Raw genomic sequence first — 25277 nt, 5'->3', positions numbered from 1 at the left:
TTCCGCCATCCGATCCCGCGTGCGGGCCAAGGCCCGGTCACCCTGCTCGGCGACGCCGCGCACACGATGCCGCCCACCCTGGCTCAGGGCACCAACCAGGCGTTGCTCGACACCATGGTGCTGTGCGGGGCACTGGCGGGCGTGCGTCGTGCGACAAACGTTCGCGGCGAAGATGTTTCGCGTGCGTTGCGGTCCTACGAGAAGACCCGGCGCCGGCGGGTCATGGCCGTGTCGTGGGCGGCATCGTGTGCGCGGCGTCGCCGAGCAGGGTGACCGGGCCTTGGCCCGCACGCGGGATCGGATGGCGGAAATGCGGGAACGGCGAGCGGGCCAAATCGTCGTCGGTCAAGGTGGCGAGCACCCGATCGACCAAGTCCGACCATCCGCAAAAGTGCGACCGCATCATCTCGATCGGCCGCTGCGGCCGGACGAAGTCGGGCGACCAGGGCAGGTCGAACCACCACTGCACGTCGCAGCCCCCGGCGGGCCACAGGCCGAGGTTGCCGTGCCCGCCGATGATCATCAGCGCGGCATCGCAATCCGCGATCTCCGGAAGCGTGGCCAGCCCCTGCCAGCTGCACCAGCCGGTGGGCGACGCGCCTTGGGCGCCAACGTGATCGCGCACCCGCGAGTGCAGGCCGTCGGCACCGATCAGCACGTCCCCCTCGGCCACCGTGCCGTCGTCGAACTCGACGCTGACCCCGTCACCCGTGCTTGCCAACCCGATCACCCGGGAGCCGCACCGGATGCGCTCGACCGGGAACCCCTCGAGAAGCCGATCCAGCAGAACGCGGCGCGGAACCATCCGGATGGGCGCACCCAGTCGCCGCACCATCGCGGTCACGTCGAGGGTTCCGACCCTGCGGCCCGTGGGCGTCACCGCCCGCACGGTGGCCAAGGGCCGGCCGGCGCCGTCCATATCGACACCCAGCTGGTTGAGGACCGTCTCGCCGTGGGACCAGATCGTCACCGCGCCGCCGGCCGCCCGCACATCGGGCCGCTGCTCGAAGACGATGACGTCGTGCCCGTCGCGGAGCAGGCCCCGGGCGACGGAGATGCCGGCGACACCGGCGCCCACGACGAGCACCCGGAGCGAACGCGCGTCGCCGAACACGCGATCCTCTATAGCGAGCGTTGCAGGAGCACTTGGCCGCTGTCGGCGGCAACCACCTGCACGGCGGCGATCTGGTCGATCGGGGTCGAGATGGCGCCCGCGGGTGTCGCGGTGTGGCCGGGCACGGCCACCCACGTCGCCAACCGCGTCTGGCTGCCGTCGCGGCCCACCACAACCATGGCGAGCGTGTCGTGGTGCGCGTTGAGCGGCGCCAGGCACACGCAGCGCAGGTTGATGGAGGTCCCCCAGTGCTGGCTGCTGACGGCGACCGTCGACGTCAGCAGGGTGGTGCTCACCTGCGCCATCGGCTCCGACGACGCGGTCACCTGCTGGGACGGAGTCGACGACCACCCCTCGAGGCCGACGAACACCCCGATCGCCAGCACCGCGGCCGCGGCCGCCGACGCCACCCAGGTCACCACCCGGGTGCGGCGCCGGCGCCAACGAACCGTCGCCAGCAGGGACGGCAGCAACTGTGGAGACATCTCCGGGGCCGGACCGGATTGGTCGATCGCGGCCACCTCGGCACGGTCAAGCTGTGAGAGCAGGGCCGGCACTCCACTGAGATCGGCGACGGCCTCCCGGCAAGACGGGCAGCGCGCCATGTGCGTCTCGAATTCGCGGCGTTCCGCGGCCGACAAAGATCCCAACACGTATGCGGCATCCCACATCGCGTAGCGGTCTTCGGGAGGGCCGACATCCTGCACCGGCGTCCTCATTTCATCCATCTCCGTCACCCCTCAAGCATTCGGAGCCCCTCATCGGGTGACCCCAAGTTCCTGCAGAGTGAGTCGCAACGCCCGCACGGCATAGTGTAGTCGCGACTTCACTGTTCCCTCGGCGATGCCGAGGTCCGCAGCGATCTGCGTGGTGGTCCATCCGCGGTAGTAGGACCGTTCGATCACTGCTCGGTGCTCGGCGGACAACTGGGCCATCCCGTCCGCTATCAGCAACCGGTCCAGCGCCGCATTGACCTCATCCGGCGTGGACTGTTCGGGCGCACCCGATACGTCTGTGGAACCGACGACGTTGCGAAACCGCGCGCTGCGCCGGTCGTCGATGATCATGTTGCGGGCCACCGTGAACAGCCACGCCCGCGCCGAGCGCTCGGTGTCCCCGACGACCTCGGGGTGCTGCCATGCGCGCAGCAACGTCTCCTGGACCACATCCTCGGACTGGCTCGCGTCCCCCGTCAGCCGCAGCGCATAACGCCACAGAACCGCGGCGTGTTCGTCATAGAGCGCCTTCATCAGAGCGGCCTCGGCAGCCCCGGAAGCCCTCCCCGTGCCAGCCACACGAGCCACTCGATCACCTCCTGCCCGGGAAACGAGCGGAGCTGAGGTTTAGTTCACCAGCGTCAGGATGCGCGGCCCCGCGTCGGTGACCGCGACGGTGTGCTCCCAGTGTGCCGCGCGCGAACCGTCGGTGGTGGTGACCGTCCACTGGTCGTCCAGCACCACCGTCTTGCCGGTGCCCAGCGTCAGCATGGGCTCGATGGCCAGCACCGATCCGGCTGCCAGCAGGGGGCCGCGCCCGGGCGAACCCTCGTTGGGCAAAAACGGATCCATGTGCATCTGCCGGCCGATGCCGTGCCCGCCGTAACCCTCGACGATCCCGAAGGCGCGCGAGTGGCGGGCCTCCGCGTCGCGGGTGCCCATCTCGATGGCGTGCGACACGTCGGTCAGCCGGTTACCGGGCACCATCGCCGCGATCCCGGCCTCCAGCGATTCGCGGGTCGCCTGCGACAGCGCTTCATCGGCGGCGTCCAGCGTCCCGACCCCGAAGGTGATCGCGGCGTCGCCGTGCCAGCCGTCGAGCACCGCGCCGCAGTCGATGGACACCAGGTCACCGGACGCCAGGATCTCGGCGGCCGACGGTATGCCGTGGACGACCCGCTCGTTGACCGAGGAACAGATCGACGCCGGATAACCGTGATAGCCCAGGAACGACGGCACCGCGCCGGCGTCGCGGATCACCGACTCGGCGATCTCGTCCAGGCTCAGCGTCGACACCCCGGCGATCGCGGCCGCCCGCACCGCCTGCAGCGCCGCCGCGACCACCGCGCCCGCCGCCGCCATGGCGTCGAGCTCACCGGCGCTGCGCTGCGGCACCACCTTGCGGCTCCGCAGCCGCGCCAGCGGGTTCATCCCTACTTGCCCAGCGCCTGCAACGCGCGGGCGAACACTTCGTCCATAGTGCCGACGGCGTCGACCGTCTTGAGCTGGTCGCTGTAGTACTCCAGCAGCGGTGCCGTCTCGTCGCGGTAGACCTTCATCCGGTTCAGGATGATGTCGTCGGTGTCGTCGGCGCGGCCCCGCGCTTTGAGCCGCTCCAGCAGCTCCTCCTGGGACACCCGGAATTCCAGCACCGCGTCGATGTCGGTGCCCCGGCGCCCCAGCATGTCGTGCAGGGCTTTGGCCTGTCCGGTCGACCGCGGGAAGCCGTCCAGGATGAAGCCGTTGGCCGCGTCGGCATCGCTCAGGCGGTCGTCGACGAGCTGGTTGGTCAGCTCGGAGGGCACCAGGTCGCCGGCGTCCAGGTAGCGCTTGGCCTCCAGGCCCAGCTTGGTTCCGTTCTCGATGTTGCTGCGGAACAGCTCACCGGTGGAGATGTGCGGGATTCCCAGCTTTTCGGAGAGCTTCTGGGCCTGCGTTCCCTTGCCCGCCCCCGGCGGTCCCAGCAAAACGACTCTCACTTCAGGAACCCTTCATAGTTGCGCTGCATGAGCTGACTCTCGATCTGCTTGACCGTATCCAAGCCCACGCCGATCATGATCAACACCGCGGTACCGCCGAACGGCAGATTCTGAACCGCTCCGCCATTGCCGATCTGCAAGAACAAGTTGGGCAGCACCGAGATCGCGCCGAGGTAGATCGAGCCCGGCAGGGTGATCCGGCTCAGCACGAAACGCAGGTAGTCGGCGGTCGGCTTGCCCGGCCGGATGCCGGGGATGAACCCGCCGAACTTCTTCATCTCGTCGGCACGCTCGTCGGGATTGAACGTGATCGACACGTAGAAGTACGTGAAGAAGATGATGAGGCCGAAGTAGATGGCGATGTACACCGGATCGCTGGGGTCCGACAGGTAGCTGCCGACGAACTTGTCCCACCAGCTGTTGCCCACGCCGCCGCTGCCGCTGCGGATCAGTTGGGTGATCAGGTGCGGAATGTAGATCAGCGAGGACGCGAAGATGACCGGGATAACACCGGCCTGGTTGACCTTGAGCGGCAGATACGTGGAGGTTCCGCCGTACATGCGCCGGCCGACCATCCGCTTGGCGTACTGGACCGGGATCCGGCGCTGGCCCTGCTCGACGAACACGACGCCGACGATGATGACCAGCGCGGCGACCAGGACGGCGGCGAAGATCATCCCGCCGCGGCTGTCCAGGATCGTCTTGCCCTCGGCGGGGATGCGGGCCGCGATCCCGACGAAGATCAGCAGCGACATGCCGTTGCCGATGCCGCGCTCGGTGATCAGCTCACCCATCCACATCACCAGCGCCGCGCCGGACGTCATCACCAGCACGATGACCACCAGCGTGAAGATGCTCTGGTCGGCGATGATGTCCAGCGAGCAGCCCTGCAGCAGCCCGCCGTTGGCGGCCAGGGCCACGATGCTGGTGGCCTGCAGGATGGCCAGCGCGATGGCCAGGTAGCGGGTGTACTGCGTCATCTTGGCCTGGCCCGATTGGCCTTCCTTGCGCAGTTCCTCGAACCGCGGGATGACGACCGTGAGCAGCTGCACGATGATGCTGGCCGTGATGTAGGGCATCACCCCCACCGCGAACACGGTGAGTTTGAGCAGGGCACCACCGGAGAACAGGTTGATCAGCGAGTAGATCTGTCCGGCCGCGCCACCGCTGGCCTCTTTGATGCACTGCTGGACGTTCGGGTAGTTGACGCCAGGGGACGGTAACGCGGCGCCGACCCGATACAAGACGACGATGCCAAGCGTGAAGAGGATCTTCCGTCTCAGGTCGACTGTCCGCAGCGATGAGATGAAAGCGGAAAGCAACTCTTCCTCCTGCGCAGCCGGGGGTTTCCTGCATCACGCGCCCAACACCCGCAGGCCAGGACGTACGGCCGACTAATCTACAGCGCGTCAAACCGTGTACGAGACTAACAGCTGGTACGGGCAGCTCTGGTCAGGGCCTTTACTGCGCCCCTCTGTGAGACCGCCCGCGGCGCGGTTAACCGGGCGTTTGCGTCGCCGCCGCCCCACGGGAGAAAAACACAGCAAGCCGTAAGCCGCGAGGCGTAGAGTTCCCCTGACTCGTTGCATTTGCTAAATAACTTGGGAGCAGCATGACACGCACTGACCAAGACAGCTGGGACTTGGCCTCGAGCGTCGGCGCCACGGCCACCATGGTCGCCGCGGCCCGCGCGCTGGCCAGCGAGGGTTCCAATCCGATCATCAACGACCCCTTCGCCGCGCCCCTGGTGCGCGCGGTCGGCCTCGATTTCTTCCGGCGCCTGGTCGACGGTGAGGTCACCGAATCCGAGGGCTACCAGGGCAGCGGCAAGGACCTGGGGCTGGAGACCGACTCGATCGCCGTGCGCACCCGCTTCTTCGACGACTTCTTCCTCGACGCCGCCCGCGACGGGGTCCGCCAGGCGGTGATCCTGGCCGCCGGCCTCGATTCCCGCGCCTACCGGTTGAGCTGGCCGGCCGGCAGCGTGGTCTACGAGGTCGATCAGCCCGCCGTCGTCGAGTTCAAGAGCACGACGATGTCGCACCTGGGTGCCGCCCCGGCCGCGGAGCGGCGCACGGTCAGCATCGATCTGCGCGAGGACTGGCCGGCCGCGTTGCGCGACAGCGGCTTCGACGTGACCCAGCCGACGTCGTGGAGCGCCGAGGGACTGCTGATGTACCTGCCGCCGGACGCCCAGGACCGGCTCTTCGACAACATCACCGAGCTCAGCGCCCCCGGCAGCAGGCTGGCCACCGAGTATCACCCCGACACCGCCGGCACGACGATGTCGCAACGCGCCCAGGAGTTCAACGACAGGTGGGCCAAAGTCGGCTGCGACATCGACCTGTCGGGGCTGTTCTTCGACGGCGAGCGCAGCAACGTCGTCGACTACCTCACCGGTAAGGGCTGGGAGGTGGCCGCCCGGCCGCGCCGCGAGCTGTTCGGCGAATACGGCCTGAAATTCCGCGACGACGAGGCGATGGCGCAGTTCCGCAACATCGTCGCGGTGACCGCCACTCTGCGTTAGCCATGCCGGAGACCGACAGCAAGCGATCGGACGGCGACAGCTGGGATCTGGCGTCCAGCGTGGGAGCCACCGCCACCGCGGTGGCCGCCCGGCGGGCGCTGGCGTCCAAGGGTCCCAACCCGCTGATCGACGATCCCTTCGCCGAGCCGTTGGTGCGCGCCGTCGGCGTCGAGGCCTTCATCCGGATGATGGACGGAGACATCGAGACGCCCGAGGATGATCCGGCGTTCACCGCGCGGCGGCTCGGTGAGGGCATGGCGGTCCGCACCCGGTTCTTCGACTCGTTCTTTCTGGGGGGCGCCGACTCCGGTATCCGCCAGGCCGTCATCCTGGCCTCGGGACTGGACACCCGGGCCTACCGGCTGGCCTGGCCGCCCGGCACCGTGGTCTACGAGATCGACCAGCCGCGGGTGATCGAGTTCAAGACCCGCACGATGGCGGACCTGGGTGCAACCCCGAGCGCCGAGCGGCGGGCGGTGGGCGTGGACCTGCGCGACGATTGGCCGGCCGCCCTGCGCGACGGTGGATTTGATGCGGCCGCGCCCACGGCGTGGAGCGCCGAAGGCCTGCTGGGTTATCTGCCGCCGGAGGCACAGGACCGCCTGTTCGACAGCATCACCGCGCTGTCCGCCGTCGGCAGCCGGATCGGCACCGGCTACGTGCCCGACATGCGCGGGCGCATCGAAAAGCGGGGCCGCGAGATCAGCGAGCGCTGGCGCCGGATGGGACTAGACCTCAACTGGGCGGATCTGGTGTACCCGGGCGAACGCAACGACGTCGTGACCTACCTGTCCGAGCGGGGCTGGCGCTCGTCGGTGCACAGCACCCCGGAACTGTATGCCGCCAACGGTTTCGAATTCCCCGAGCAACCGTCGATGGCGGCCTTCGCCGACATCCGATACGTGACCGCGACCCTGTCCGAGGAGGCGTCGTGACCCGCACCGATCGAGACACCTGGGACCTGGCCTCGAGCGTGGGCGCCACGGCGACCTGGGTCGCCGCTTGCCGGGCGCTGGCCGGTAAGCGGGCCGACGCGCTGATCGACGATCCGTTCGCCGACCCGCTGGTCCGCGCGGTGGGCGCCGAGTTCTTCATCCGGGTGCTCGACGGCGAAATCACCGATGAGACCGGCGGTCTCGATGCCGACGCCGACCCGGATGCGGAATTCAACCTGCAGCGGATGACCAACATGATGGCCGTGCGCACCCGCTACTTCGACGACTTCTTCACCGACGCAACCGCTTCCGGTATCCGCCAGGTCGTCATCCTGGCCTCCGGCCTGGACTCACGCCCCTATCGCCTGGCCTGGCCGGCGGGCACCGTGGTGTACGAGGTCGACCAGCCCGCCGTCATCGAGTTCAAGTCCACGACGCTGGGCACGTTGGGGGCCAAGCCCACCGCGCAGCTGCGCACGGTGTCGGTCGACCTGCGCGAGGACTGGCGTGGCGCCCTGCGGGACAAGGGTTTCGACGAGTCGCGGCCCAGCGCCTGGAGCGCCGAGGGCCTGTTGATGTATCTGCCGCCGCAGGCGCAGGACAGCCTGTTCGACGTGATCACCACGCTCAGCGTGCCGGGCAGCCGGCTGGCGACCGAGTACCACGACGGCGGCACCTCGGACCTGCTGGAAAGGCGCGCCAAGGCGATGACCAGGCGGTGGGGGCAATTCGGCTTCGATGTCGACGTGTCGACGCTGGTCTACCGCGGCGCGCGCACGCCTGCAGCGCAGTATCTGAGCGCCCTGGGCTGGCGGGTGTCGACCCGCACCCGCGCCGACATGTTCGCCGAGGCCGGGCTGCCCCTTCCACCGGGCGACAGCCTGAAGTCGCTGCGGCACAGCATCGCGGTCGACGCCGTACTGCCCTGACGGTCAGTTGGGGTTGGCCGCCGGTGCCCGCACGACCATCGGCACGGCCGGGAAACACCAGGCCATCTCCGAGCGCGACTTGCGCAGCGCGGCGGTGCCGTAACCCCGCTTGCGGTGATCGGGGTGGATCCAGATTCGCACGTCGACCTCGCCGCGGACCAGCTCGCCGAACACCATGCCGACCTTTTCGCCGTGGTCGATGGCCACGAACCAGGCGGCCTCCTCGTCGTCGACCCGGCCCAGCGCGGCGCTGATCTCGTCGTCGAGGTTGCCCGCCTGCCCGCCGGATCCGTCGCCCGACACGCCACCCATGTCCTCGGTGCGGACGCCGAAGATGTCGCGGTCCTCGCTCGCGGAGAACGGCCGCAGCTCGAGGGTGTCCCCCGAACTCGCGGGACGCTCGCCCAGGGTGAAGCTCAGCTGCTTGTTCAGGTCCTCGAGTTCGGTCTGGATCGTCTTTCGTGAATCCTTCGTGAGTCGGTCGAAGGACAAGCCGAATACCGCTTCGGCGCCCGTCCGCGAGGTATCGAGCAAACCGGCGATGGCGTCGATCGCCTCCGATTTGTTGCCGGCCTCCACAATCAGGTCGAGTACTTCGTGTCGTCGTTCAAGGGCTTTCAACAGTGCGTCGGCGATTTCGCGGCGGGCGGCTTTGCGGTCCTGGTCGGTCATTGCACCAGCCTAGATCGCCGGTGGTACCACCGCGCTACATCTGCGGTTCCCCAACTCCAGGAAGCGCTGGTAACGATCCCCGACCGCGCTCGCCCAGGCGGGGTCGGGCTCGACGATGCGCTCGGTGCGCACCCATCGGGCCGCATCGGCGATGGTCGTCTCCAGGCCGGCCGCCATGCGCGCCAGGAAGGCGGCTCCCAGCGCGGCCCCCTCCGCCACCCCGGACACCTCGACCGGGCGCCCGGTGGCGTCGGCGATGGCTTGCAGCCACGGCCCCACCCGGGTGCCGCCGCCGGTGGCCACGATGCGTGACACCGGCGTCCCGGACAGTTCGATGAGCTGGCGGACGACGAAGCCGGATGCCTCGTAGGCGGCCCGCCGCAGCGCGGCGGCGTCGTGGGTGAGATCCAGCGCCTCGAGCACGCCCCGGCGGTCCGGGTCGTGGAACGGGGTGCGCTCGCCCCGCAAATAGGGCGACCACACCGGCACCCGCCCGGGCTCCACGGCCGTCGGATCCGCCGGTGCCACAACGCGATCCACCCAGCCCAGGAACAGCCCGCCGGCGTTGCTGGCCCCGCCGATCTGGCTCTTGCCGGGCGTGGTGTGCGGAATGGTCCACAGGCCGGGCATCTGGCGAGCCTCGGCGATCGTCGTCCAGACGATCAGCGTGGTCCCGCACATCACCAGCACGTCGCCGTCGTGATCGGCACCGGCGACGATCTGTTCGCACAACGCGTCGATGGCGCCGGTGGCCAGCGCGGCCTCGCTGCCGTTGACCTGCCCGACGACGGCCCCCATGCTTTCCACCCGGGGCAGCTGCGAGACCTGCGCGCCCCGGTCGGCGCATGCCTCGGCGTTCCAGCCGGTCCCGTCGAACAAGGGAAACGCCGTGGCGGCGGTGGCGATGTCGATGACCGCCTGGCCCGACAGCGCGTGGTTGGCCACCGCCGGCGCGGGCCAGTAGCCGGCGGCGCCCGGCGCGTGGGCGGCCGTCCAGCGCAAGAACTCGGCGGCCTCGCCCAGTGCGGGCAGCTGCGGCGCTTGTGGGCCCGGGCCGCCGGGCGCGCGGCCCCGCGCGTCGCCGTAGAGCAGTCCCGGCGTGATCGGTGTGCCGGTGTCGTCGACGGCGGTCATCGACGGCACCATCGCCGAGACGGCCACCGCCGCGATTCCGGGTTGCCCGACCAGTTCGTCCAGCGCCGCCGACGGCCCACGCCGCCACGCCGCCACGGCGTCGTGCTCCAGCCGGTCGGGTTCGGGCACCCGCAGCTCGTGCGGGATGCGCACGCGCGCCGTCACGTTGCCGTCGGGGTCGGCGGCGATGGCCTTGACCGCGGTGCTGCCGACGTCGATGCCGATTGTGACGTCATTGCGTGACACGGGCGTCACCGTACGCCAGCATTGGCACTCGTGACGTCCAAACCGCGCGCCTTGGTGACCGCCCCGATGCGTGGGCCGGGCTTCGCCACACTGCGGGAGCTCGCCGACGTCGTCTACGACCCCTGGATCGAGCAGACCCCGCTGCGCATCTACAGCGCCGAGCAGCTGGCCGAGCGAATCACCGGCGAGGGCGCCGAAATCGTGGTGGTGGAAAGCGATTCGGTGCGCGGCCCGGTGTTCGACGCGGGCGTGCGGGTGATCGCGTCCACCCGTGGCGACCCCAACAACGTCGACGTCGCCGGGGCCACCGCGGCCGGCATCCCGGTGCTGAACACGCCGGCCCGCAACGCCGATGCCGTCGCCGAGATGACGGTGGCCCTGCTGCTTGCCGCCACCCGGCACGTGCTGACCGCGGACGCGGATGTGCGCAGCGGCAACATCTTTCGCGACGGCAGCATCCCGTATCAACGCTTCCGCGCCGCCGAGATCGCCGGGCTCACCGCGGGGCTGGTGGGCCTCGGCGCGGTCGGCCGCGCTACGCGGTGGCGGCTGTCCGGGCTGGGCCTACGCGTCATCGCCCACGACCCCTACAACCCCGACGCCCGGCACAGCCTCGACCAGTTGCTGGCCGAGGCCGACGTGGTCTCGATGCACGCCCCGGTCACCGACGACACGGCCTGCATGATCGGCGCGCGGGAGTTCGCGGCCATGCGCGACGGCGTGGTCTTCCTCAACACCGCCCGGGCCCAGTTGCACGACACCGATGCGCTGGTGGACGCCCTGACCGCGGGCAAGGTGGGCGCCGCGGGGCTCGACCACTTCGCCGGCGAGTGGCTGCCGGCCGATCACCCGCTGGTGGGCATGGGAAACGTGGTGCTGACCCCGCACATCGGGGGCGCCACCTTCGACACCGAGGCGCGGCAGGCGCAGATGGTGGCCGACGACCTGGAAGCGCTGTTGGCCGGCAACGCGCCCGCGCATATTGTCAACCCGGAGGTGTTAGGGCCATGAAGTTCGTGGACAACCCGGAAACCGCGGTGCTGGACGCCGCCAAGGACATGCTGCGCCGCGGTCTGGTCGAGGGGACTGCCGGCAACATCTCCGCGCGCCGCGCCGACGGCCACATCGTCATCACCCCGTCGTCGGTCGACTACCGCGACATGCAGCTCGACGACCTGGTGCTCGTCGACGCCGACGGCTCGGTGCTGCAGGCGGCGCAGGGCCGCGCGCCGTCATCGGAGATGCAGCTGCACCTGGCGTGTTATCGGGCGTTCGACGACATCGGCAGCGTCATTCACAGCCATCCGGTGTGGGCCACCATGTTCGCCATCGCCCACGAACCGATCCCGGCCTGCATCGACGAGTTCGCAGTCTATTGCGGCGGCGACGTCCGGTGCACCGACTACGCCGCCTCCGGCACGCCCGACGTCGGCGCCAACGCGGTGAAGGCGCTCGAGGGCCGCGGCGCCGCGCTGATCGCCAACCACGGCCTGGTGGCGGTGGGACCGCGGCCCGACAAGGTGTTGCATATCACCGCGCTGGTCGAGCGGACCGCTCAAATCCTCTGGGGTGCAAGGGCTCTCGGCGGGCCGGTGCCCATCCCCGAGGACGTCAACCGCAACTTCGCGTCCGTGTATAGCTATCTGCGGACGAACGCCTAGCCGGCCGCCGGGCCCGGCGCTACCTGAAACTGACCGGGAGTGACTCGTACACGGTCATGTTGTTGCTAAGGTCGGGCAGCGTCATCCTCGGTCGGCCGACGTCGATGTTGTTGGTATTCAACAGGATTTCATCGAGCGCGGCCCGGACCTCCGCCCGCGCAAGCATCGCACCCAAGCAGTGGTGGGCGCCGCCGCCGCCGAAGGACTGGTGGGGGTTGGGATCACGGCGGATGTCGAACCGGTAGGGGTCCGCGAAGACGTCCTCGTCGCGATTGGCCGAGCGCAGCATCGTCACCACCCGCGCACCCGCGGGGATCACCGCGTCACCGAGCGTCACATCCCTGATCGCCCCGCGCACCCAGAACATGATCGGTGTGGAGTAGCGGATCACCTCCTCGACCGCGGTGCGCCGCGTGTCCGGGTCGGATCGGTAGGCCGCGAGCTGATCCGGATTGCCGGCGAAGGCTCGGATGCCGTCGCACAACGCATTTCGCGTCGTATCGGCGCCGGCCAGGCCGAGCACGAAGAAGAAGATCTCCAGCTCGTTGGATGGCAGCAAAAAGCTTTCGCCCGATTCCGCGGTGATCTCGGTGGTGCACAGCGCGCTCCAGATGTCGTCCACGGGATGCTCCCGCTTGCGGGCGGTCAGCGCGCTCGCGTACTCGAACAGCTCCATGAACGGCAACAGATCATCGCCGCCGGGGACCGACATCTGTGCGCCGGCCGTCTTCAGCACCCGGTCGATCAAGCCGAACACTTGGGGGCGGTCGGCGTCGGGGATCCCGACGATGTCACCGATCACCGATATCGGCAGTCCCGCGGCCAGGTCGACAAACTCACCGCCACCGGATTCGACGAGTGTCGCGGCCATGGCCTTGGCCCGCCGGCGAATCCCCTCTTCCAGTTTGGCCACCGCGCGGGGTGTGAACGCGCGGGAGATGACTTTGCGGCGAATCGTGTGATCCGGCGGGTCCATGCTCACGATCGCCGGATAGGCGTCGAACAACGGTACGTCCTGGATCAGCGGGCCGCGGGTCGCCGTGAATGTTTCGTGATCGCGGTGCACGCGCGCGACGTCCGCGTGCTTGGTGCACACCCAAAACTCGCGTCCCACAGCGGATTGCACGTCGGAAGTCAGCCGCTGGTGAAAGACCGGGGTGTGGGCGCGCAACTCGGCAAACAGATCGTCGGGAAAACGCGACGCCCATAGCGCGGGGGCGGCGAGATCGATGGTCGCGCCGGTCACGATCCGTCTCGATTCCGCTTGAGCTCCTCGCGCAGGCCGGCCAGGATCAGGCGCAGTCCGTAGGCGAACGCCTCGTCACCCGGACCGTGTGCCATTCCCCCGGCGCGCCGGGTGTGTTCAAGCTGAACCGAGCCCAGCAGATGGATGTACAACGCTGCATGCGCGGCATCGAAATGCTTTTCATCCAAGCCACTTTCGCGCAGAATTGCGCGCGCGGCGCGGTTCATCTCGGCGGCCGCGGCGGTGTGCGGATGCTGCTGGAGCAGGGCCGCGATCCCGGGAACGTCGACGAGCACGTGCCAGGCATTCAGGTGCAGCGCAATCAACCGCGCTTCCCAATCGCCCGCCTGCGGCACCTCGATCTGCGTGAGGACCGATTCGATGAGCAGATCGAGCAGTTCGCGCTTGTCGCGGACGTGGTAGTACACCGACGAGGCGGCCGTACCCGCTTCGGCCGCCAGCTCCCGCATCGTCACCCGGCCGACGCCCACGCGCCTAGCCAGTTGCAGGAGGTGCTTGGTCAGGTGCGCCCGGTCCAGGGCCCCGTAGCGCAGCACCGGTACATCGACGTCGGCCTTCACGCGTCCCCCACTTCGAACAGCGTTCTATTTCGAACGGTGTTCAGATTAGAACAGCGTTCGCCTACGCTTGTCAACCATGGGGCGATACCGCGTGGTTCAGTGGTCGACCGGCAACATCGGAAGGCGGGCGCTGGGCATCCTGCTGGACCGCGACGACTTCGATCTGCAGGGCGTACATGCGTTCGACGCCGCGAAGGCGGGGCGCGACGCGGGAACTCTCGCGGGCCGGCCCCTGACCGGCGTCATCGCGACGAGCGATGTCGACGCGCTGCTCGACCTGGCACCCGACTGCGTGAGCTACATGCCACGCGTCATCGACTACGCGCTGGTGGAAACGATGTTGCGTCGCGGCATCAACGTGGTCACGACGGGCGACTTCCTGACCGGCACCCACCACCGGGCTGAACTGCCGGCGCTAAAGGAGGCCGCGCGCCGGGGCGGTGCGACCTTTCTGGGAACGGGTTTCGAGCCGGGCTTCATCAACGTCGTCGCCGGCTTCCTCACCGGTGCCTGCCGCAAGGTTCGCAGCGTCAAGCTCGTCGAAACGCTGGACTGCACCACCTATCCCGTGCGGGAGGTGTGGCAGGTGCTCGGATTCGGTAAGCCACCGCGGCAGCCGCTGACGCCGATCGACCCCGCGGCTCAACGCTACGGCCTCGGTTACTTCGAGACCCTGGACATGATCGCCACAATGCTGGGGACCGAACTCGATTCGACAGAGGCGTTCGTCGAGACCGCGGTGCTGACCCGGGATCTGGATCTGGGGTGGGTGAATTACGCCGCCGGCACCGTCGGCGGCCAGCGCCGCACCTATCGGGGCTATCGCCGCGGAAGCCCGCTGGTCGAACTGGCCATCTGCTGGACCATGAGTGACGACGCGCTCGAGCCGAAATGGACCGACCCCGAGGGTTTCCGCGTGGTGATCGACGGCGAACCGCGCGTCGACGCGATGATCAGGTTCGGCGAGCCCGGGCAGGACGTGATGACCGTGCTGATGGATAGCACCGCCGTCGCGGCCGTCAACGCCATCCCGTTCCTGTGCCAGGCGCCACCGGGGGTCATCACGCCAATCGATCTGCCGCTCATCGGTTCCCGCGGCGCGTTGGGCTAACGCTGGTCGAACCCGTGATGAGCACCCGCTTATCCGCGGAGGGCGTCGCGTCCGCCATCAGTAAAGGTTGCCGCGAAATCCGGGAAGCGTACAGTGGGAGAAGCTTGTTATATCGGCTAAGTATTAGATTGACTACCTCCGATAGGAGCACACCGTATGACTTCCACCAGGTACGAAGGCGACACCTGGGACCTGGCGTCCAGCGTCGGCGTGACCGCGACCATGGTCGCGGCGGCCCGCGCCATGGCCACCCGGGCCGACAACCCGCTGATCAACGACCCCTTCGCCGAGCCGCTGGTGAAGCTGGTCGGCGTGGACCTGCTGTCCCGGCTGGCCACCGGCGAGCTGGACCCCGCCGAACTGAACGACGTGCACGACGGCGCCGCGGGATCCGCCGGCGCGATGTCGCGGATGGCCGACAACATGGCCGTGCGCACCAAGTTCTTCGACGAGTTCTTCCTGGATGCGACGAACGCCGGCATCAAGCAGGCGGTGATCCTGGCCTCCGGGCTGGACGCCCGCCCGTACCGGTTGGCGTGGCCGGCCGGGACGGTGGTCTACGAGGTGGACCAGCCGCAGGTGATCGAATTCAAAACCCGCTCGCTGGCCGAGCTGGGCGCCGAGCCGACCGCCGAGCGGCGGGTGGTGGCCGTCGACCTGCGCGACGACTGGCCCACCGCGCTGCGCAACGCCGGATTCGACCCGGCCCAGCCGACCGCGTGGAGCGCCGAGGGCCTGCTCGGCTACCTGCCGCCCGAGGCGCAGGACCGCCTGCTGGACACCATCACCGAGCTCAGCGCGCCGGGTAGCCGGTTGGCCACCGAGAGCGCGCCCAACCCCGAGCCCGGCCACGAGGAGAAGATGAAGGAGCGCATGCAGACGATCTCCGAGCGCTGGCGTGCGCACGGTTTCGAGCTGGACATGGCGGGACTGGTCTACTTCGGCGACCGCAACGAGGCGGCCGCATACCTGGCCGACCGCGGCTGGCGGCTGAACAGCGCCAGCATCACGGAACTGTTCGCCGCCAACGGACTTGACCCGCTCACCGACGACGACACGCGGATGGGCGAGATGCTGTACACCAGCGGCACGCTCGGCGAGAAGGAGGAGGCAGCCCGATGACCACCGACGCGGCAAGAACCGACGGCGACAGCTGGGACCTGGCGTCCAGCGTGGGAGCGACGGCAACGATGGTCGCCGCATCCCGCGCCGTCGCTTCGCAGGGGCCCAACCCACTGCTCGACGATAAATTCGCCGATCCGCTGGTCCGCGCCGTCGGATTGGACCCCTTCATCCGCATCATCGATGGTGACGTTGACTTCGCCGACGATCCGCTGATGAACCGCAAAGCCAGGGCCGAGCAGATGACCGTGCGGACACGGTTTTTCGACGATTTCTTCATCAATGCCACCGAAGACGGTGTGCGCCAAGCGGTGATTCTGGCTTCCGGCCTGGACACCAGGGCCTACCGCTTGCCGTGGCCCGCGGGCACCGCGGTCTACGAGATCGACCAGCCACAGGTCATCGCGTTCAAGACCAACACGCTGGCAGGCCTCGGCGCGGCCCCCACCGCCGAGCGGCGGACAGTGGCCATCGACCTGCGCGAGGACTGGGCTGCGGCCTTGTGCGAGAACGGGTTTGACGTCTCGCAGCCGACCGCGTGGAGCGCCGAAGGGCTGCTGCCCTACCTGCCACCCGAGGCGCAGGACCAGCTGTTCGACAACATCACCTCGCTCAGCGCGCCGGGCAGCCGGCTGGCCACCGAACACGTGCCGGACCCCAACGCCTTCACCGACGAACGCCTGCAGCGCATCACCGAGCGGTGGCGCAGTGCCGGGTTCGACCTTGACGCAGGTGAGCTGTTCTACCGGGGTGAACGCAGCGTCGTCGTCGACTACCTGAGCGAGCACGGCTGGGATGTGACGGCCCACGCAGTCAGGGAACTGTACGCGCACAACGGCTTCGAATTTCCCGAAGAAGTGGTGGTGGCCTTCGGCGACCTGAGCTATGTCGCCGCCACCCTCAAGTAGGCTGCTTCCATGTCACGCAGTCACGACGATGAGTGGGATCTTGCCTCCAGCGTCGGCGCGACCGCGACCATGGTCGCGGCCGGGCGCGCCATGGCGTCCAAGGATCCCCGCGGTCTGATCAACGATCCGTTCGCCGAGCCGCTGGTACGCGCGGTCGGGGTGGATGTCTTCACCAAGATGATGGACGGCGACCTCGAGCTGGATGCGATCGAGAACGCCACGCCGGTGCGCATCCAGTCGATGGTCGACGGAATGGCGGTGCGTACCAAGTACTTTGACGACTACTTCGTCGACGCCACCGGCGGCGGGGTGCGGCAGGTGGTGATCCTGGCCTCGGGGCTGGACTCGCGCGCCTACCGGTTGCCCTGGCCGGCGGGCACGGTGGTCTACGAGATCGACCAGCCGCGGGTGATCGAATTCAAGAGCCGCACCCTGGCCGACGTCGGCGCGGAGCCGACCGCGCCGCGGCGCACCGTTCCCATCGATCTGCGCGCGGACTGGCCCGCCGCCCTCAAGGCGGCGGGATTCGACACCACGGTGCCGACGGCCTGGCTGGCCGAGGGCCTGCTGATCTATCTGCCGCCCGACGCCCAGGACCGGCTGTTCGACAACATCACCGCGCTCAGCGCACGGGGAAGCACCATTGCCACCGAATTCGTGCCCGGCATAGTGGATTTCGATGCCGAACGGGTTCGGGAGATGTCCGGTTCGTTCCGGGAGCACGGCGTCGACATCGACATGGCGTCGCTGGTGTACGCCGGTGAACGCAACCATGTCATCGACTATCTGTCCAGCATCGGCTGGAAGGCCGAGGGCGTCACCCGCACGGAACTCTTCGCGCGCAACGGCATCGAGGCGCCCGCGCCGGAGAACGACGACCCGCTCGGCGAGATCATCTTCATCAGCGCCGAGCTGGCCGGCTAGACCGGCTGGGTCCCTAGAGCCGCCAGGGCCCCAGCCACAGCGCGCTGGCGCCGTTGTAGGACCGTTCGACGTTGTCCAGGACGGCGCCGATGGCGCGGCCCAACAGCGCGGCCAGCGCGTCAGGCAGCGACGCGGCCGCCGGCTGCGAGGAGGCCCGCGGCCGCAGCATGTCCAGCAGCGAGCCGCCCGGGAGGGTGACCAGGCGCACGTCGGCGTCTTCGTCCAGTCCGGCAAGGATTTTCGCCCGGCGCAGCGCGGTACGGAAGCCACCCAGTTCGTCGACCAGCCCCCGCTCGCGGGCGTCGGCACCGGTCCACACCCGGCCCCGGGCCACGCGATCGACGGCCTCGGTGGTCAGATTGCGGCCGTCGGCGACCCGCTCCAGGAAGTCGGCGTACACCAGGTCGGCCTCGGCCTCCCGGTGGGCGCGCTGCTCGGGGGTGAACGGCGTCTCGATCGACCAGGCATCGGCATTGGCGTTGGTACGCACGGTATCCAGCCCGACACCGAGGCGCTGCAGCAGATCGCGAATCACCAGCTTGCCGGTGATCACGCCGATGGAACCGGTGACGGTCGCGGGGCTCGCGACGATCGCGTCGGCGGCCGCGGCGATGTAATAGCCGCCGGACGCGGCGACCGCACCCATCGACGCCACCACCGGCTTGCCGCGCTTGCGCGCCCTTTTCACTTCTCGCCACAGCGTTTCCGATGCGGTGACCGAGCCGCCGGGGCTGTTGACCCGCAGCACGATCGCGGCCACCGAATCGTCGGCGGCGGCTTGCCGCAGCGCCGGGGCGATGGTGTCGCTGCCTACGGTGGACGCGCCGAACGGCAGGAACTGCGGTCCCCCACGTCCGTCGACGATCGTGCCGTCGACGTTGATCACGGCCACCGCCGGTTTGGCGCGCCGTCCGGGAACCGGGGGCACCGGCGGGGCCAGCCGCGACCGGGCCGCGCCGGCATAGCGCGACACATACAGCCGCGGTGGCGTGTTCTCCTCCGAAACATCTTTTACGCCAACCAGTTCCGCGATGCGGTCATAGGCTTCGTCCCGGAATCCGATCCGGTCGACCAGGCCAGAGGACACGGCCTCGTCGCGCAACAGCGGGGCGCGGTCGGCCAGCGCGTCCAGGGCGCCGGCATCCAGCTTGCGTGATTTCCCGACCGCCTCCCACACCTGCTCCTGCAGGCTTTCCAGCATCCGGGTGACGGCCTCGCGGTGGGCCTCGGTGAAGCCGTGCTCGGTGAAACGGTTTGCCGCCGACTTGTATTCGCCGCGGGCGACGAATTGGGCCTCGATGCCGGCCTTGTCCAACGCGTCGCGCAGGAAGGTGGCATTGCTGGCGAAACCGATCAGCCCGACGCTGCCGGCGGGCTGCATCCAGACCTCACCGAACGCCGAAGCCAGGTAGTACGACAGCGTGCCCGGGTAGGTCTCGGCCCAGGCCAGCGACGGCTTGGCGGCAGTGAAAGCGACGATGGCCTCGCGCAGTTCCTGCACCGCCGCCGCCGGCGACGCCGTCAGTTGCACACGGGCGATCAGCCCGGCGACCCGCGGATCCTCGGCCGCCCGGTAGATGGCGGCCACCACGTCGCGCAGCGCGAGCTGCCGGCTGCCCCCGCTGACGAGGGCCAGGGGGTCGAAGCCCGAGGTCTCCGGCGGAATCGTGCGCAGGTCCAACTCGAGCACACAGCCGTTGGGCACGCCGTGATGACGGGCGGTATCGACCCGGCCGGCCAGCGCCCGAACGTCGTCGACTCCGGGGATCGAAGGCAGGAAAGCGAACATGTCTGCAGACTACCGATGCACGGCCGTACGGTGGTCGGGTGAGGTTTTCCATCGCGATCCCGCAATTCGACTACGACGGCTTCGACGCAGCGGGGCTGCGCGCTTTCCTCGCGCGCGCCGAGGAGCTCGAGTTCGAGGGCGGCTGGCTGCTCGAACAGATCATCGGCCCCGCACCGCTGCTGGCTCCGCTGGAGCTGCTGGCGTATTGCGCGGCCTGCACCGAGCGCCTGCGCCTGGGCGTCGCCGTCCTGGTGACGTCGCTGCACGATCCGCTGCAGTTGGCCTCGGCCGCCACCGCGGTCGACCGACTCAGCCACGGCCGCTTGGACATTGGTGTCGCGCCCGGGGGTGGTCGGCGGCAATTCGCCGCCTTCGGCGTGGACAAGGACACGTTCATCTCGTATTTCACCGAGGGCCTGGAACTGATGAAGGCGGCCTGGTCCGACGAGCCAAGGGTGACGTTTCACGGCCGGTTCCGCGACGTCGACGACCTGCCGATATCGCCCAAGCCGGTGCAGCGCCCGCACCCGCCGATCTGGTTCGGGGGCCTGGCGCCCAAGGCCCTGGCCCGGGCGGTGCGACACGGCGACTCATTTTTGGGCGCCGGTTCGTCGACCACCGAAGCGTTCGCCGGCGCCGTGACCGTGGTGCGCCGCGAACTCGAGGAGCAGAACAAGGATCCCGCGACCTTCACCATCGGCAAGCGGGTCTATTTGATGGTCGACGACGACGCCGCCAAAGCCCGCGAACGCGTGCTGGACGGCCTGGACCGCATCTATGGCCGGATGCCCGGCGTGCAGGACGTGCCGGTCTCCGGCACACCCGACGACGTGGTGCGCGGGCTGCACGAGGTCATCGACGCCGGGGCCCAGATGGTGCTGTTGAATCCCGTCGGCATCGACGCCGCGCAGAACCACGAACAGATGGAACGCCTTGCCGCAGAAGTGATTCCGCAGCTGAGCTAGCTAGGACAGCTCGGTGGCCGAACCGCCCGCGGCGGTGATCTTCTCGCGTGCGCTGCCGCTGAACTTGTGTGCGGACACCTCGACCTTGACCGTCAGCTTGCCGTCGCCGAGGACCTTGACCAGCGAGTTGCGGCGAACCGCGCCCTTGGCCACCAGCTCGTCCACGCCGATCGAACCACCCTGCGGGAAAAGCCGATTGAGGTCGCCGACGTTGACGATCTCGTACTCGGTGCGGAACCGGTTGCGGAACCCCTTGAGCTTGGGCAGCCGCATGTGGATCGGCATCTGGCCACCCTCGAAGGTGGCCGGCACGTTCTTGCGTGCCTTGGTGCCCTTGGTACCGCGACCGGCGGTCTTGCCCTTGGAGCCCTCACCGCGACCGACCCGGGTGCGCGCGGTCTTCGACCCCCGCGCCGGCTTGAGATCGTGCAGCTTGATCGTCATTTCTTGCTACCTCCGGTACCCGCGGTCGACGCCTCGGCCGGCTCCACCTCGACGAGGTGGCTGACCACCGCGATCAACCCGCGGGTCTGTGGGTTGTCCTCGCGAACCACCGACTGGCGAATCTTGCGCAGGCCCAGGGTGCGCAGGGACTCACGCTGCTTCCAGCGGGCCCCGATGGTGCTGCGCACCTGGGTGATCTTCAGTTGACTGCTCATGGTTGTGCCCCCGACGTCTGCGCCTCGCGTGCCGCCGCGCTGGCGATCGCGTCACCTTCCCGGCGAGCCTTGAGCATTCCGGCCGGCGCAACGTCCTCGATGGGCAGGCCGCGGCGAGCGGCCACCTCCTCGGGGCGCTGCAGCAGCTTGAGCGCGGTGACCGTCGCGTGGACCACGTTGATCGCGTTGTCGCTGCCGAGTGACTTGGCCAGGATGTCGTGCACGCCGGCGCATTCCAGCACCGCACGGGCGGCGCCACCGGCGATCACGCCGGTTCCGGGGCTGGCCGGGCGCAGCAGCACCACGCCGGCGGCCGCCTCACCCTGAACCGGGTGGGTGATGGTCCCGCGGATCAGCGGCACCCGGAAGAAGCCCTTGCGGGCCTCCTCGACGCCCTTGGCGATGGCCGCGGGAACTTCCTTGGCCTTGCCGTAGCCGACACCGACCATGCCGTTGCCGTCGCCGACGATCACCAGCGCGGTGAAGCTGAATCGCCGTCCACCCTTGACCACCTTGGAAACGCGGTTGATCGCGACAACCCGCTCCAGGTAGTTGCTCTTGTCGCCGTCGCGGTCGCGGCCACCACGACCGCCGTCGCCGCGCCGGCCGCGGCTGTCGCGGTCCCCGCGCGAGTCACGGCTGTCGCCGGCGCCTTGTCCGCCGGCCGGCTGCTCCGCCATTATGCGGTCCTTCCAGTCGTGTTCAAGCTCTTCGTCATCAGAATTGCAATCCGTTCTCGCGTGCGGCATCGGCCAGCGCCGCGATCCGTCCGCCGTAGGTGTATCCGCCTCGGTCGAAGACCACGCTGTCGATGCCGGCGGCCTTGGCGCGCTCGGCGATCAGCTGGCCCACCCGCACGCTGCGGGCTTTCTTGTCCCCCTGCAGGCTGCGCACGTCGTCCTCGATGGACGACGCGGCGGCCACCGTGGTCCCGTTCTCGTCGTTGACCAGTTGCACGTGGATGTGCCGCGCGGACCGGTTGATCACCAGCCGCGGACGCTGGCCGGTGCCGGCGATCTTCTTGCGCAGGCGTGCGTGCCTGCGCAGCCGGGAAACCCGCCGAGTCGCGGATACGCTCTGCCCCACCGGCTTTCGCGCGGCGGTGCCAGCTTGTGTTTGCGCCATGATTACTTACCTGTCTTTCCGACCTTGCGGCGGATCTGCTCACCCTCGTAGCGCACACCCTTGCCCTTGTACGGGTCGGGGCGGCGCAGACGGCGGATGTTCGCCGAGATCTGGCCGACCTTCTGCTTGTCGATCCCGGTGATGGTGAATTTCGTCGGCGACTGGACGGCGAACGTGATGCCGTCCGGAGCCTCGATCACCACGGGGTGGCTGTAACCCAGCGCGAACTCGAGGTTGGAACCCTTGAGCTGCACCCGGTAACCGACGCCGAAGATCTCCATCTTGGTGGTGTATCCCTGCGTGACGCCGGTGACCAGGTTGGACACCAGGGTCCGCGACAGCCCGTGCAGCGAGCGGTTGCGCCGCTCGTCGTTGGGGCGGGTGACCACGATCGCGCCGTCGTCGTTGCGCGACACGGTGATCGGCTCGGCCACCGTCAGGTCCAGGGCGCCCTTGGGTCCCTTCACAGACACCTTCTGGCCATCGATCGTCACGTCGACTCCGGACGGGACCGGAACCGGCTGCTTACCAATGCGAGACATAGTCTTTCGTTACCTCCCCGCCCTTACCAGACGTACGCGAGGACTTCGCCGCCCACGCCCTGTCGGGCTGCCTGGCGGTCGGTCAGCAGGCCCGAGGAGGTGGAGATGATCGCCACCCCCAGGCCACCGAGCACGCGCGGCAGATTGGTGGATTTCGCATACACCCGCAAACCGGGCTTGGACACGCGGCGCAGGCCGGCGATGCTTCGCTCCCGGCTCGGCCCGTACTTGAGCTGGACGATCAGCGACTTGCCGACCCGGGCATCCTCGGTCCGGAAATCGCTGATGTAACCCTCGCTCTTGAGGATCTGGGCGATGTTTGCCTTCAGCTTCGAGTGCGGCAACGTCACCTCGTCGTGATACGCCGAATTGGCGTTGCGCAGACGTGTCAAGAAGTCTGCGATCGGGTCCGTCATAGTCATCGAGCGCTGCTCCTCTTCATCGCTACGCTCTTCATCGTCGACATCGCGGTCATGACAGCGTTGGTACCTTCCTCGCGGTGGTTCCCGGTTTGGGCCTGTCGCGCACCTGTTCTGGGTTGGTCTTAGGGGTTGGGGCTGTTACCAGCTGCTCTTCTGCACGCCGGGCAGTTCGCCCGCGTGCGCCATCTCGCGCAGGCAGATCCGGCACAGGCCGAATTTGCGGAAGACCGCGCGCGGGCGGCCGCACTTGTTGCAACGGGTGTAGCCGCGCACCGCGAACTTCGGCTTGCGTGCGGCCTTGTTGACCAGTGCCTTCTTTGCCATCTACTCAGTTCTCCTTGAACGGAAAGCCGAGGGCCCGCAACAGCGCTCGTCCTTCGTCGTCGGTCGTCGCCGAGGTGACGACGTTGATGTCCATGCCGCGGACCCGGTCGATCTTGTCCACGTCGATCTCGTGGAACACCGACTGCTCGGCGAGCCCGAAGGTGTAGTTGCCGACACCGTCGAACTGCTTGGGCGACAGGCCGCGGAAGTCGCGGATACGGGGCAACGCGATCGAGGTGAGGCGGTCCAGGAACTCCCACATCCGGTCCCCGCGCAGGGTGACCCGCGCGCCGATCGGCATGCCCTCACGCAGCTTGAACTGCGCGATGGACTTGCGCGCGCGACGAATCTCGGGGCGCTGCCCGGTGATCAGCGCCAGGTCGCTGACGGCGCCGTTGATCAGCTTCGCGTCCCGTGCCGCATCGCCGACACCCATGTTGACGACGACCTTGGTCACCGTCGGGATCTGCATGACGTTGCCGTAGCCGAACTGCTGCTGCAACGAATCGCGAATCTCGCTGCGGTAGCGCTCTTTCAGGCGCGGCTGAACCTTTTCTGCTGTGGTCATCCTAGATGTCCTTGCCGTTGCGCTTGGAGATACGAACCCGCTTGCCGGTCTCCTCGTCGACCCGGTAGCCGACGCGGGTGGGCTTACCGTCCGAGTCGACCACCATCACGTTGGAGACGTGGATCGGCGCTTCCTGGGTGACGATCCCGCCCGACTGCGCGCCCCGCTGGTTGGTCGAAACCGCGGTGTGCTTCTTGATCGCGTTGACGCCCTCGACCAGGACGCGATCGCGGTCCGGGTAGACCTTGAGCACCTTGCCTTTGGCGCCCTTGTCCTTACCGGCGATCACCAGGACGGTGTCGTCCTTCTTGATCTTCATTTACAAAACCTCCGGGGCCAGCGAGATGATCTTCATGAACCGCTTCTCGCGCAGTTCGCGGCCCACCGGCCCGAAGATGCGCGTCCCGCGCGGGTCGTTGTCGGGCTTGATGATCACCGCGGCGTTCTCGTCGAACTTGATGTAGCTGCCGTCGGGGCGGCGGCGCTCCTTGACCGTGCGCACCACGACGGCCTTGACGACATCCCCACGCTTGACGTTGCCGCCCGGGATGGCGTCCTTGACGGTGGCGACGATGACATCACCGATGCCGGCGTAGCGTCGCGACGAGCCGCCGAGCACACGGATGCACAAGATCTCCTTGGCGCCGGTGTTGTCGGCGACCTTCAGTCGCGATTCCTGCTGAATCACTCGATCTCCTGACCTGGGTTGCGTGTGCACGGCAGGAGAACCCACTGGGTGAGCATTCGGCGGGCATGACCCACCAAAAACCTGACGTGCGCGGTCTTTGTCACCGAAGGGCACGCGGGGCCGATTCACACCGGCCGAGGTCTGCCCAAGGCAACCCCTAGAGTCTAGGGGACGACCAGCTCAGAGCCAAATTCTGCGCGAAGGCGATCGAGATGGGTCGATTCTGCACCTAAAAGGGCGGCGGGTCCTCGTCGAACCCGTTGGTGGTGGGCCAGGGGTGGTTCGCCGGTGGGGCGGCTCGGGCCAGGCGTGCGTCGCGGTTGTGCCGGCGTTCGGTGGCCACGCGCGCGGCGCGGTCCTGGGCGCGGGTGCGGCGGCGTTTGGGCTTCA

General features: G+C 68.5%; 31 protein-coding genes and 1 pseudogene. 11 read left to right on the top strand and 21 right to left on the bottom strand.

Annotated elements, in window-relative coordinates:
* The coding region (locus tag A5622_RS28600; protein ID WP_197508079.1) for an NAD(P)/FAD-dependent oxidoreductase at nucleotides 1-273 on the top strand (273 nt) is incomplete at its 5' end.
* Here the strand turns inward: A5622_RS28600 and A5622_RS22865 are convergent.
* The 6 genes and pseudogenes from A5622_RS22865 to secY form a co-directional block, all read right to left on the bottom strand.
* Nucleotides 233-1114, bottom strand: a pseudogene (locus tag A5622_RS22865) (FAD-dependent oxidoreductase); the annotation flags it as partial. The gene A5622_RS28600 and the pseudogene A5622_RS22865 sit on opposite strands and share 41 nt — an antisense overlap.
* Before the next feature lie 8 nt (nucleotides 1115-1122).
* A complete protein-coding gene (locus A5622_RS22860) occupies nucleotides 1123-1842 on the bottom strand; it encodes an anti-sigma factor (protein WP_066881420.1) in 720 nt (239 codons plus the stop codon).
* 30 nt (nucleotides 1843-1872) lie between these two features.
* Entirely contained in the window at nucleotides 1873-2418 is a 546-nt protein-coding gene (locus tag A5622_RS22855; protein ID WP_082972677.1) for a sigma-70 family RNA polymerase sigma factor, read from the bottom strand.
* Nucleotides 2419-2457: 39 nt separating this feature from the next.
* The gene (gene map / locus A5622_RS22850; RefSeq protein ID WP_066869469.1) at nucleotides 2458-3261 is read right to left on the bottom strand and encodes a type I methionyl aminopeptidase; all 804 of its coding nucleotides are present in this window, start codon (nucleotides 3259-3261) and stop codon (nucleotides 2458-2460) included.
* A gap of 2 nt (nucleotides 3262-3263) precedes the next feature.
* Nucleotides 3264-3809 carry an adenylate kinase gene (locus A5622_RS22845; RefSeq protein WP_066869466.1) on the bottom strand — a complete coding sequence of 182 codons (546 nt, stop codon included), beginning with the start codon at nucleotides 3807-3809 and terminating at the stop codon, nucleotides 3264-3266.
* Nucleotides 3806-5131 (bottom strand): preprotein translocase subunit SecY, encoded by a 1326-nt coding sequence (gene secY, locus A5622_RS22840; RefSeq protein ID WP_066869463.1) that lies wholly within the window; start codon nucleotides 5129-5131, stop codon nucleotides 3806-3808. Before secY ends, A5622_RS22845 begins: the two co-directional genes overlap by 4 nt.
* Nucleotides 5132-5421: 290 nt before the next feature.
* Between secY and A5622_RS22835 the strand changes: the two genes are divergently transcribed.
* From A5622_RS22835 to A5622_RS22825, 3 genes are read left to right on the top strand one after another with little or no spacing between them, the layout of a single operon-like run.
* The gene (locus A5622_RS22835) at nucleotides 5422-6336 is read left to right on the top strand and encodes a class I SAM-dependent methyltransferase (RefSeq protein WP_066869460.1); all 915 of its coding nucleotides are present in this window, start codon (nucleotides 5422-5424) and stop codon (nucleotides 6334-6336) included.
* Between the two features lie 2 nt (nucleotides 6337-6338).
* Nucleotides 6339-7271: a class I SAM-dependent methyltransferase gene (locus A5622_RS22830; RefSeq protein WP_066881419.1), complete on the top strand. Its 933-nt coding sequence runs from the start codon at nucleotides 6339-6341 to the stop codon at nucleotides 7269-7271.
* Entirely contained in the window at nucleotides 7268-8200 is a 933-nt protein-coding gene (locus A5622_RS22825) for a class I SAM-dependent methyltransferase (RefSeq protein ID WP_066881418.1), read from the top strand. Before A5622_RS22830 ends, A5622_RS22825 begins: the two co-directional genes overlap by 4 nt.
* A gap of 3 nt (nucleotides 8201-8203) precedes the next feature.
* Here the strand turns inward: A5622_RS22825 and A5622_RS22820 are convergent, their stop codons facing one another.
* Together A5622_RS22820 and A5622_RS22815 are read right to left on the bottom strand one after the other, a co-directional pair.
* Nucleotides 8204-8872: a GNAT family N-acetyltransferase gene (locus A5622_RS22820; protein WP_066881417.1), complete on the bottom strand. Its 669-nt coding sequence runs from the start codon at nucleotides 8870-8872 to the stop codon at nucleotides 8204-8206.
* A 9-nt stretch (nucleotides 8873-8881) separates the two neighbouring features.
* On the bottom strand, nucleotides 8882-10252 hold the full coding sequence (locus A5622_RS22815; RefSeq protein WP_066881421.1) for an FGGY-family carbohydrate kinase: 1371 nt from the start codon (nucleotides 10250-10252) through the stop codon (nucleotides 8882-8884).
* Nucleotides 10253-10282: 30 nt separating this feature from the next.
* Between A5622_RS22815 and A5622_RS22810 the strand changes: the two genes are divergently transcribed.
* A complete protein-coding gene (locus A5622_RS22810) occupies nucleotides 10283-11263 on the top strand; it encodes an NAD(P)-dependent oxidoreductase (RefSeq protein WP_066881415.1) in 981 nt (326 codons plus the stop codon).
* Complete coding sequence (locus A5622_RS22805) at nucleotides 11260-11913, top strand: L-fuculose-phosphate aldolase (protein ID WP_066881413.1); 654 nt, start codon at nucleotides 11260-11262, stop codon at nucleotides 11911-11913. The genes A5622_RS22810 and A5622_RS22805 overlap by 4 nt, the downstream gene beginning before the upstream one ends.
* A gap of 19 nt (nucleotides 11914-11932) precedes the next feature.
* On the opposite strand, the gene A5622_RS22800 is transcribed toward A5622_RS22805, so the two are convergent.
* Entirely contained in the window at nucleotides 11933-13159 is a 1227-nt protein-coding gene (locus A5622_RS22800) for a cytochrome P450 (protein WP_066881411.1), read from the bottom strand.
* The gene (locus A5622_RS22795) at nucleotides 13156-13740 is read right to left on the bottom strand and encodes a TetR/AcrR family transcriptional regulator (protein ID WP_231998466.1); all 585 of its coding nucleotides are present in this window, start codon (nucleotides 13738-13740) and stop codon (nucleotides 13156-13158) included. Before A5622_RS22795 ends, A5622_RS22800 begins: the two co-directional genes overlap by 4 nt.
* Before the next feature lie 76 nt (nucleotides 13741-13816).
* On the opposite strand from A5622_RS22795, the gene A5622_RS22790 reads away from it, so the two are divergent.
* From A5622_RS22790 to A5622_RS22775, 4 genes are all read left to right on the top strand, one after another.
* A complete protein-coding gene (locus A5622_RS22790; protein ID WP_066881409.1) occupies nucleotides 13817-14851 on the top strand; it encodes a dihydrodipicolinate reductase in 1035 nt (344 codons plus the stop codon).
* 156 nt (nucleotides 14852-15007) lie between these two features.
* Nucleotides 15008-15973 carry a class I SAM-dependent methyltransferase gene (locus A5622_RS22785; protein ID WP_066881407.1) on the top strand — a complete coding sequence of 322 codons (966 nt, stop codon included), beginning with the start codon at nucleotides 15008-15010 and terminating at the stop codon, nucleotides 15971-15973.
* The gene (locus A5622_RS22780) at nucleotides 15970-16881 is read left to right on the top strand and encodes a class I SAM-dependent methyltransferase (protein ID WP_066881405.1); all 912 of its coding nucleotides are present in this window, start codon (nucleotides 15970-15972) and stop codon (nucleotides 16879-16881) included. Before A5622_RS22785 ends, A5622_RS22780 begins: the two co-directional genes overlap by 4 nt.
* Nucleotides 16882-16890: 9 nt before the next feature.
* The gene (locus A5622_RS22775; protein WP_066881403.1) at nucleotides 16891-17805 is read left to right on the top strand and encodes a class I SAM-dependent methyltransferase; all 915 of its coding nucleotides are present in this window, start codon (nucleotides 16891-16893) and stop codon (nucleotides 17803-17805) included.
* A 13-nt stretch (nucleotides 17806-17818) separates the two neighbouring features.
* Here the strand turns inward: A5622_RS22775 and sppA are convergent, their stop codons facing one another.
* On the bottom strand, nucleotides 17819-19594 hold the full coding sequence (gene sppA / locus A5622_RS22770; RefSeq protein WP_066881401.1) for a signal peptide peptidase SppA: 1776 nt from the start codon (nucleotides 19592-19594) through the stop codon (nucleotides 17819-17821).
* Between the two features lie 38 nt (nucleotides 19595-19632).
* Here sppA and A5622_RS22765 point away from each other — a divergent pair, with 38 nt between their 5' ends.
* Nucleotides 19633-20559, top strand: a complete 927-nt coding sequence (locus A5622_RS22765) for an LLM class flavin-dependent oxidoreductase (protein ID WP_066881400.1) — start codon at nucleotides 19633-19635, stop codon at nucleotides 20557-20559.
* On the opposite strand, the gene rplO is transcribed toward A5622_RS22765, so the two are convergent.
* From rplO to rplN, 10 genes are all read right to left on the bottom strand, one after another.
* Nucleotides 20560-21003, bottom strand: coding sequence for a 50S ribosomal protein L15 (gene rplO / locus A5622_RS22760; protein WP_066869416.1), 444 nt, complete (start codon nucleotides 21001-21003; stop codon nucleotides 20560-20562).
* Nucleotides 21000-21218 (bottom strand): 50S ribosomal protein L30, encoded by a 219-nt coding sequence (gene rpmD, locus A5622_RS22755; RefSeq protein ID WP_066881399.1) that lies wholly within the window; start codon nucleotides 21216-21218, stop codon nucleotides 21000-21002. Before rpmD ends, rplO begins: the two co-directional genes overlap by 4 nt.
* Nucleotides 21215-21898, bottom strand: a complete 684-nt coding sequence (gene rpsE, locus A5622_RS22750) for a 30S ribosomal protein S5 (protein WP_066869410.1) — start codon at nucleotides 21896-21898, stop codon at nucleotides 21215-21217. The genes rpmD and rpsE overlap by 4 nt, the downstream gene beginning before the upstream one ends.
* A gap of 37 nt (nucleotides 21899-21935) precedes the next feature.
* Nucleotides 21936-22304 (bottom strand): 50S ribosomal protein L18, encoded by a 369-nt coding sequence (rplR, locus tag A5622_RS22745; protein WP_082972484.1) that lies wholly within the window; start codon nucleotides 22302-22304, stop codon nucleotides 21936-21938.
* A gap of 41 nt (nucleotides 22305-22345) precedes the next feature.
* Complete coding sequence (gene rplF / locus A5622_RS22740) at nucleotides 22346-22885, bottom strand: 50S ribosomal protein L6 (RefSeq protein ID WP_066869404.1); 540 nt, start codon at nucleotides 22883-22885, stop codon at nucleotides 22346-22348.
* Nucleotides 22886-22908: 23 nt separating this feature from the next.
* Complete coding sequence (gene rpsH, locus A5622_RS22735) at nucleotides 22909-23307, bottom strand: 30S ribosomal protein S8 (RefSeq protein ID WP_066869401.1); 399 nt, start codon at nucleotides 23305-23307, stop codon at nucleotides 22909-22911.
* Between the two features lie 138 nt (nucleotides 23308-23445).
* Nucleotides 23446-23631 (bottom strand): type Z 30S ribosomal protein S14, encoded by a 186-nt coding sequence (locus A5622_RS22730; RefSeq protein ID WP_003873499.1) that lies wholly within the window; start codon nucleotides 23629-23631, stop codon nucleotides 23446-23448.
* Between the two features lie 4 nt (nucleotides 23632-23635).
* Nucleotides 23636-24199 (bottom strand): 50S ribosomal protein L5, encoded by a 564-nt coding sequence (gene rplE, locus A5622_RS22725; protein ID WP_066869394.1) that lies wholly within the window; start codon nucleotides 24197-24199, stop codon nucleotides 23636-23638.
* Between the two features lies 1 nt (nucleotide 24200).
* A complete protein-coding gene (gene rplX, locus A5622_RS22720; protein WP_066881398.1) occupies nucleotides 24201-24518 on the bottom strand; it encodes a 50S ribosomal protein L24 in 318 nt (105 codons plus the stop codon).
* Entirely contained in the window at nucleotides 24519-24887 is a 369-nt protein-coding gene (rplN, locus tag A5622_RS22715) for a 50S ribosomal protein L14 (RefSeq protein WP_003403649.1), read from the bottom strand.
* Nucleotides 24888-25277: the final 390 nt, after the last annotated feature.

Source organism: Mycobacterium sp. 1245801.1 (genome assembly GCF_001673055.1).
GTDB lineage: Bacteria > Actinomycetota > Actinomycetes > Mycobacteriales > Mycobacteriaceae > Mycobacterium > Mycobacterium europaeum_A.
This window is presented reverse-complemented; position numbering and strand designations above follow the sequence as displayed.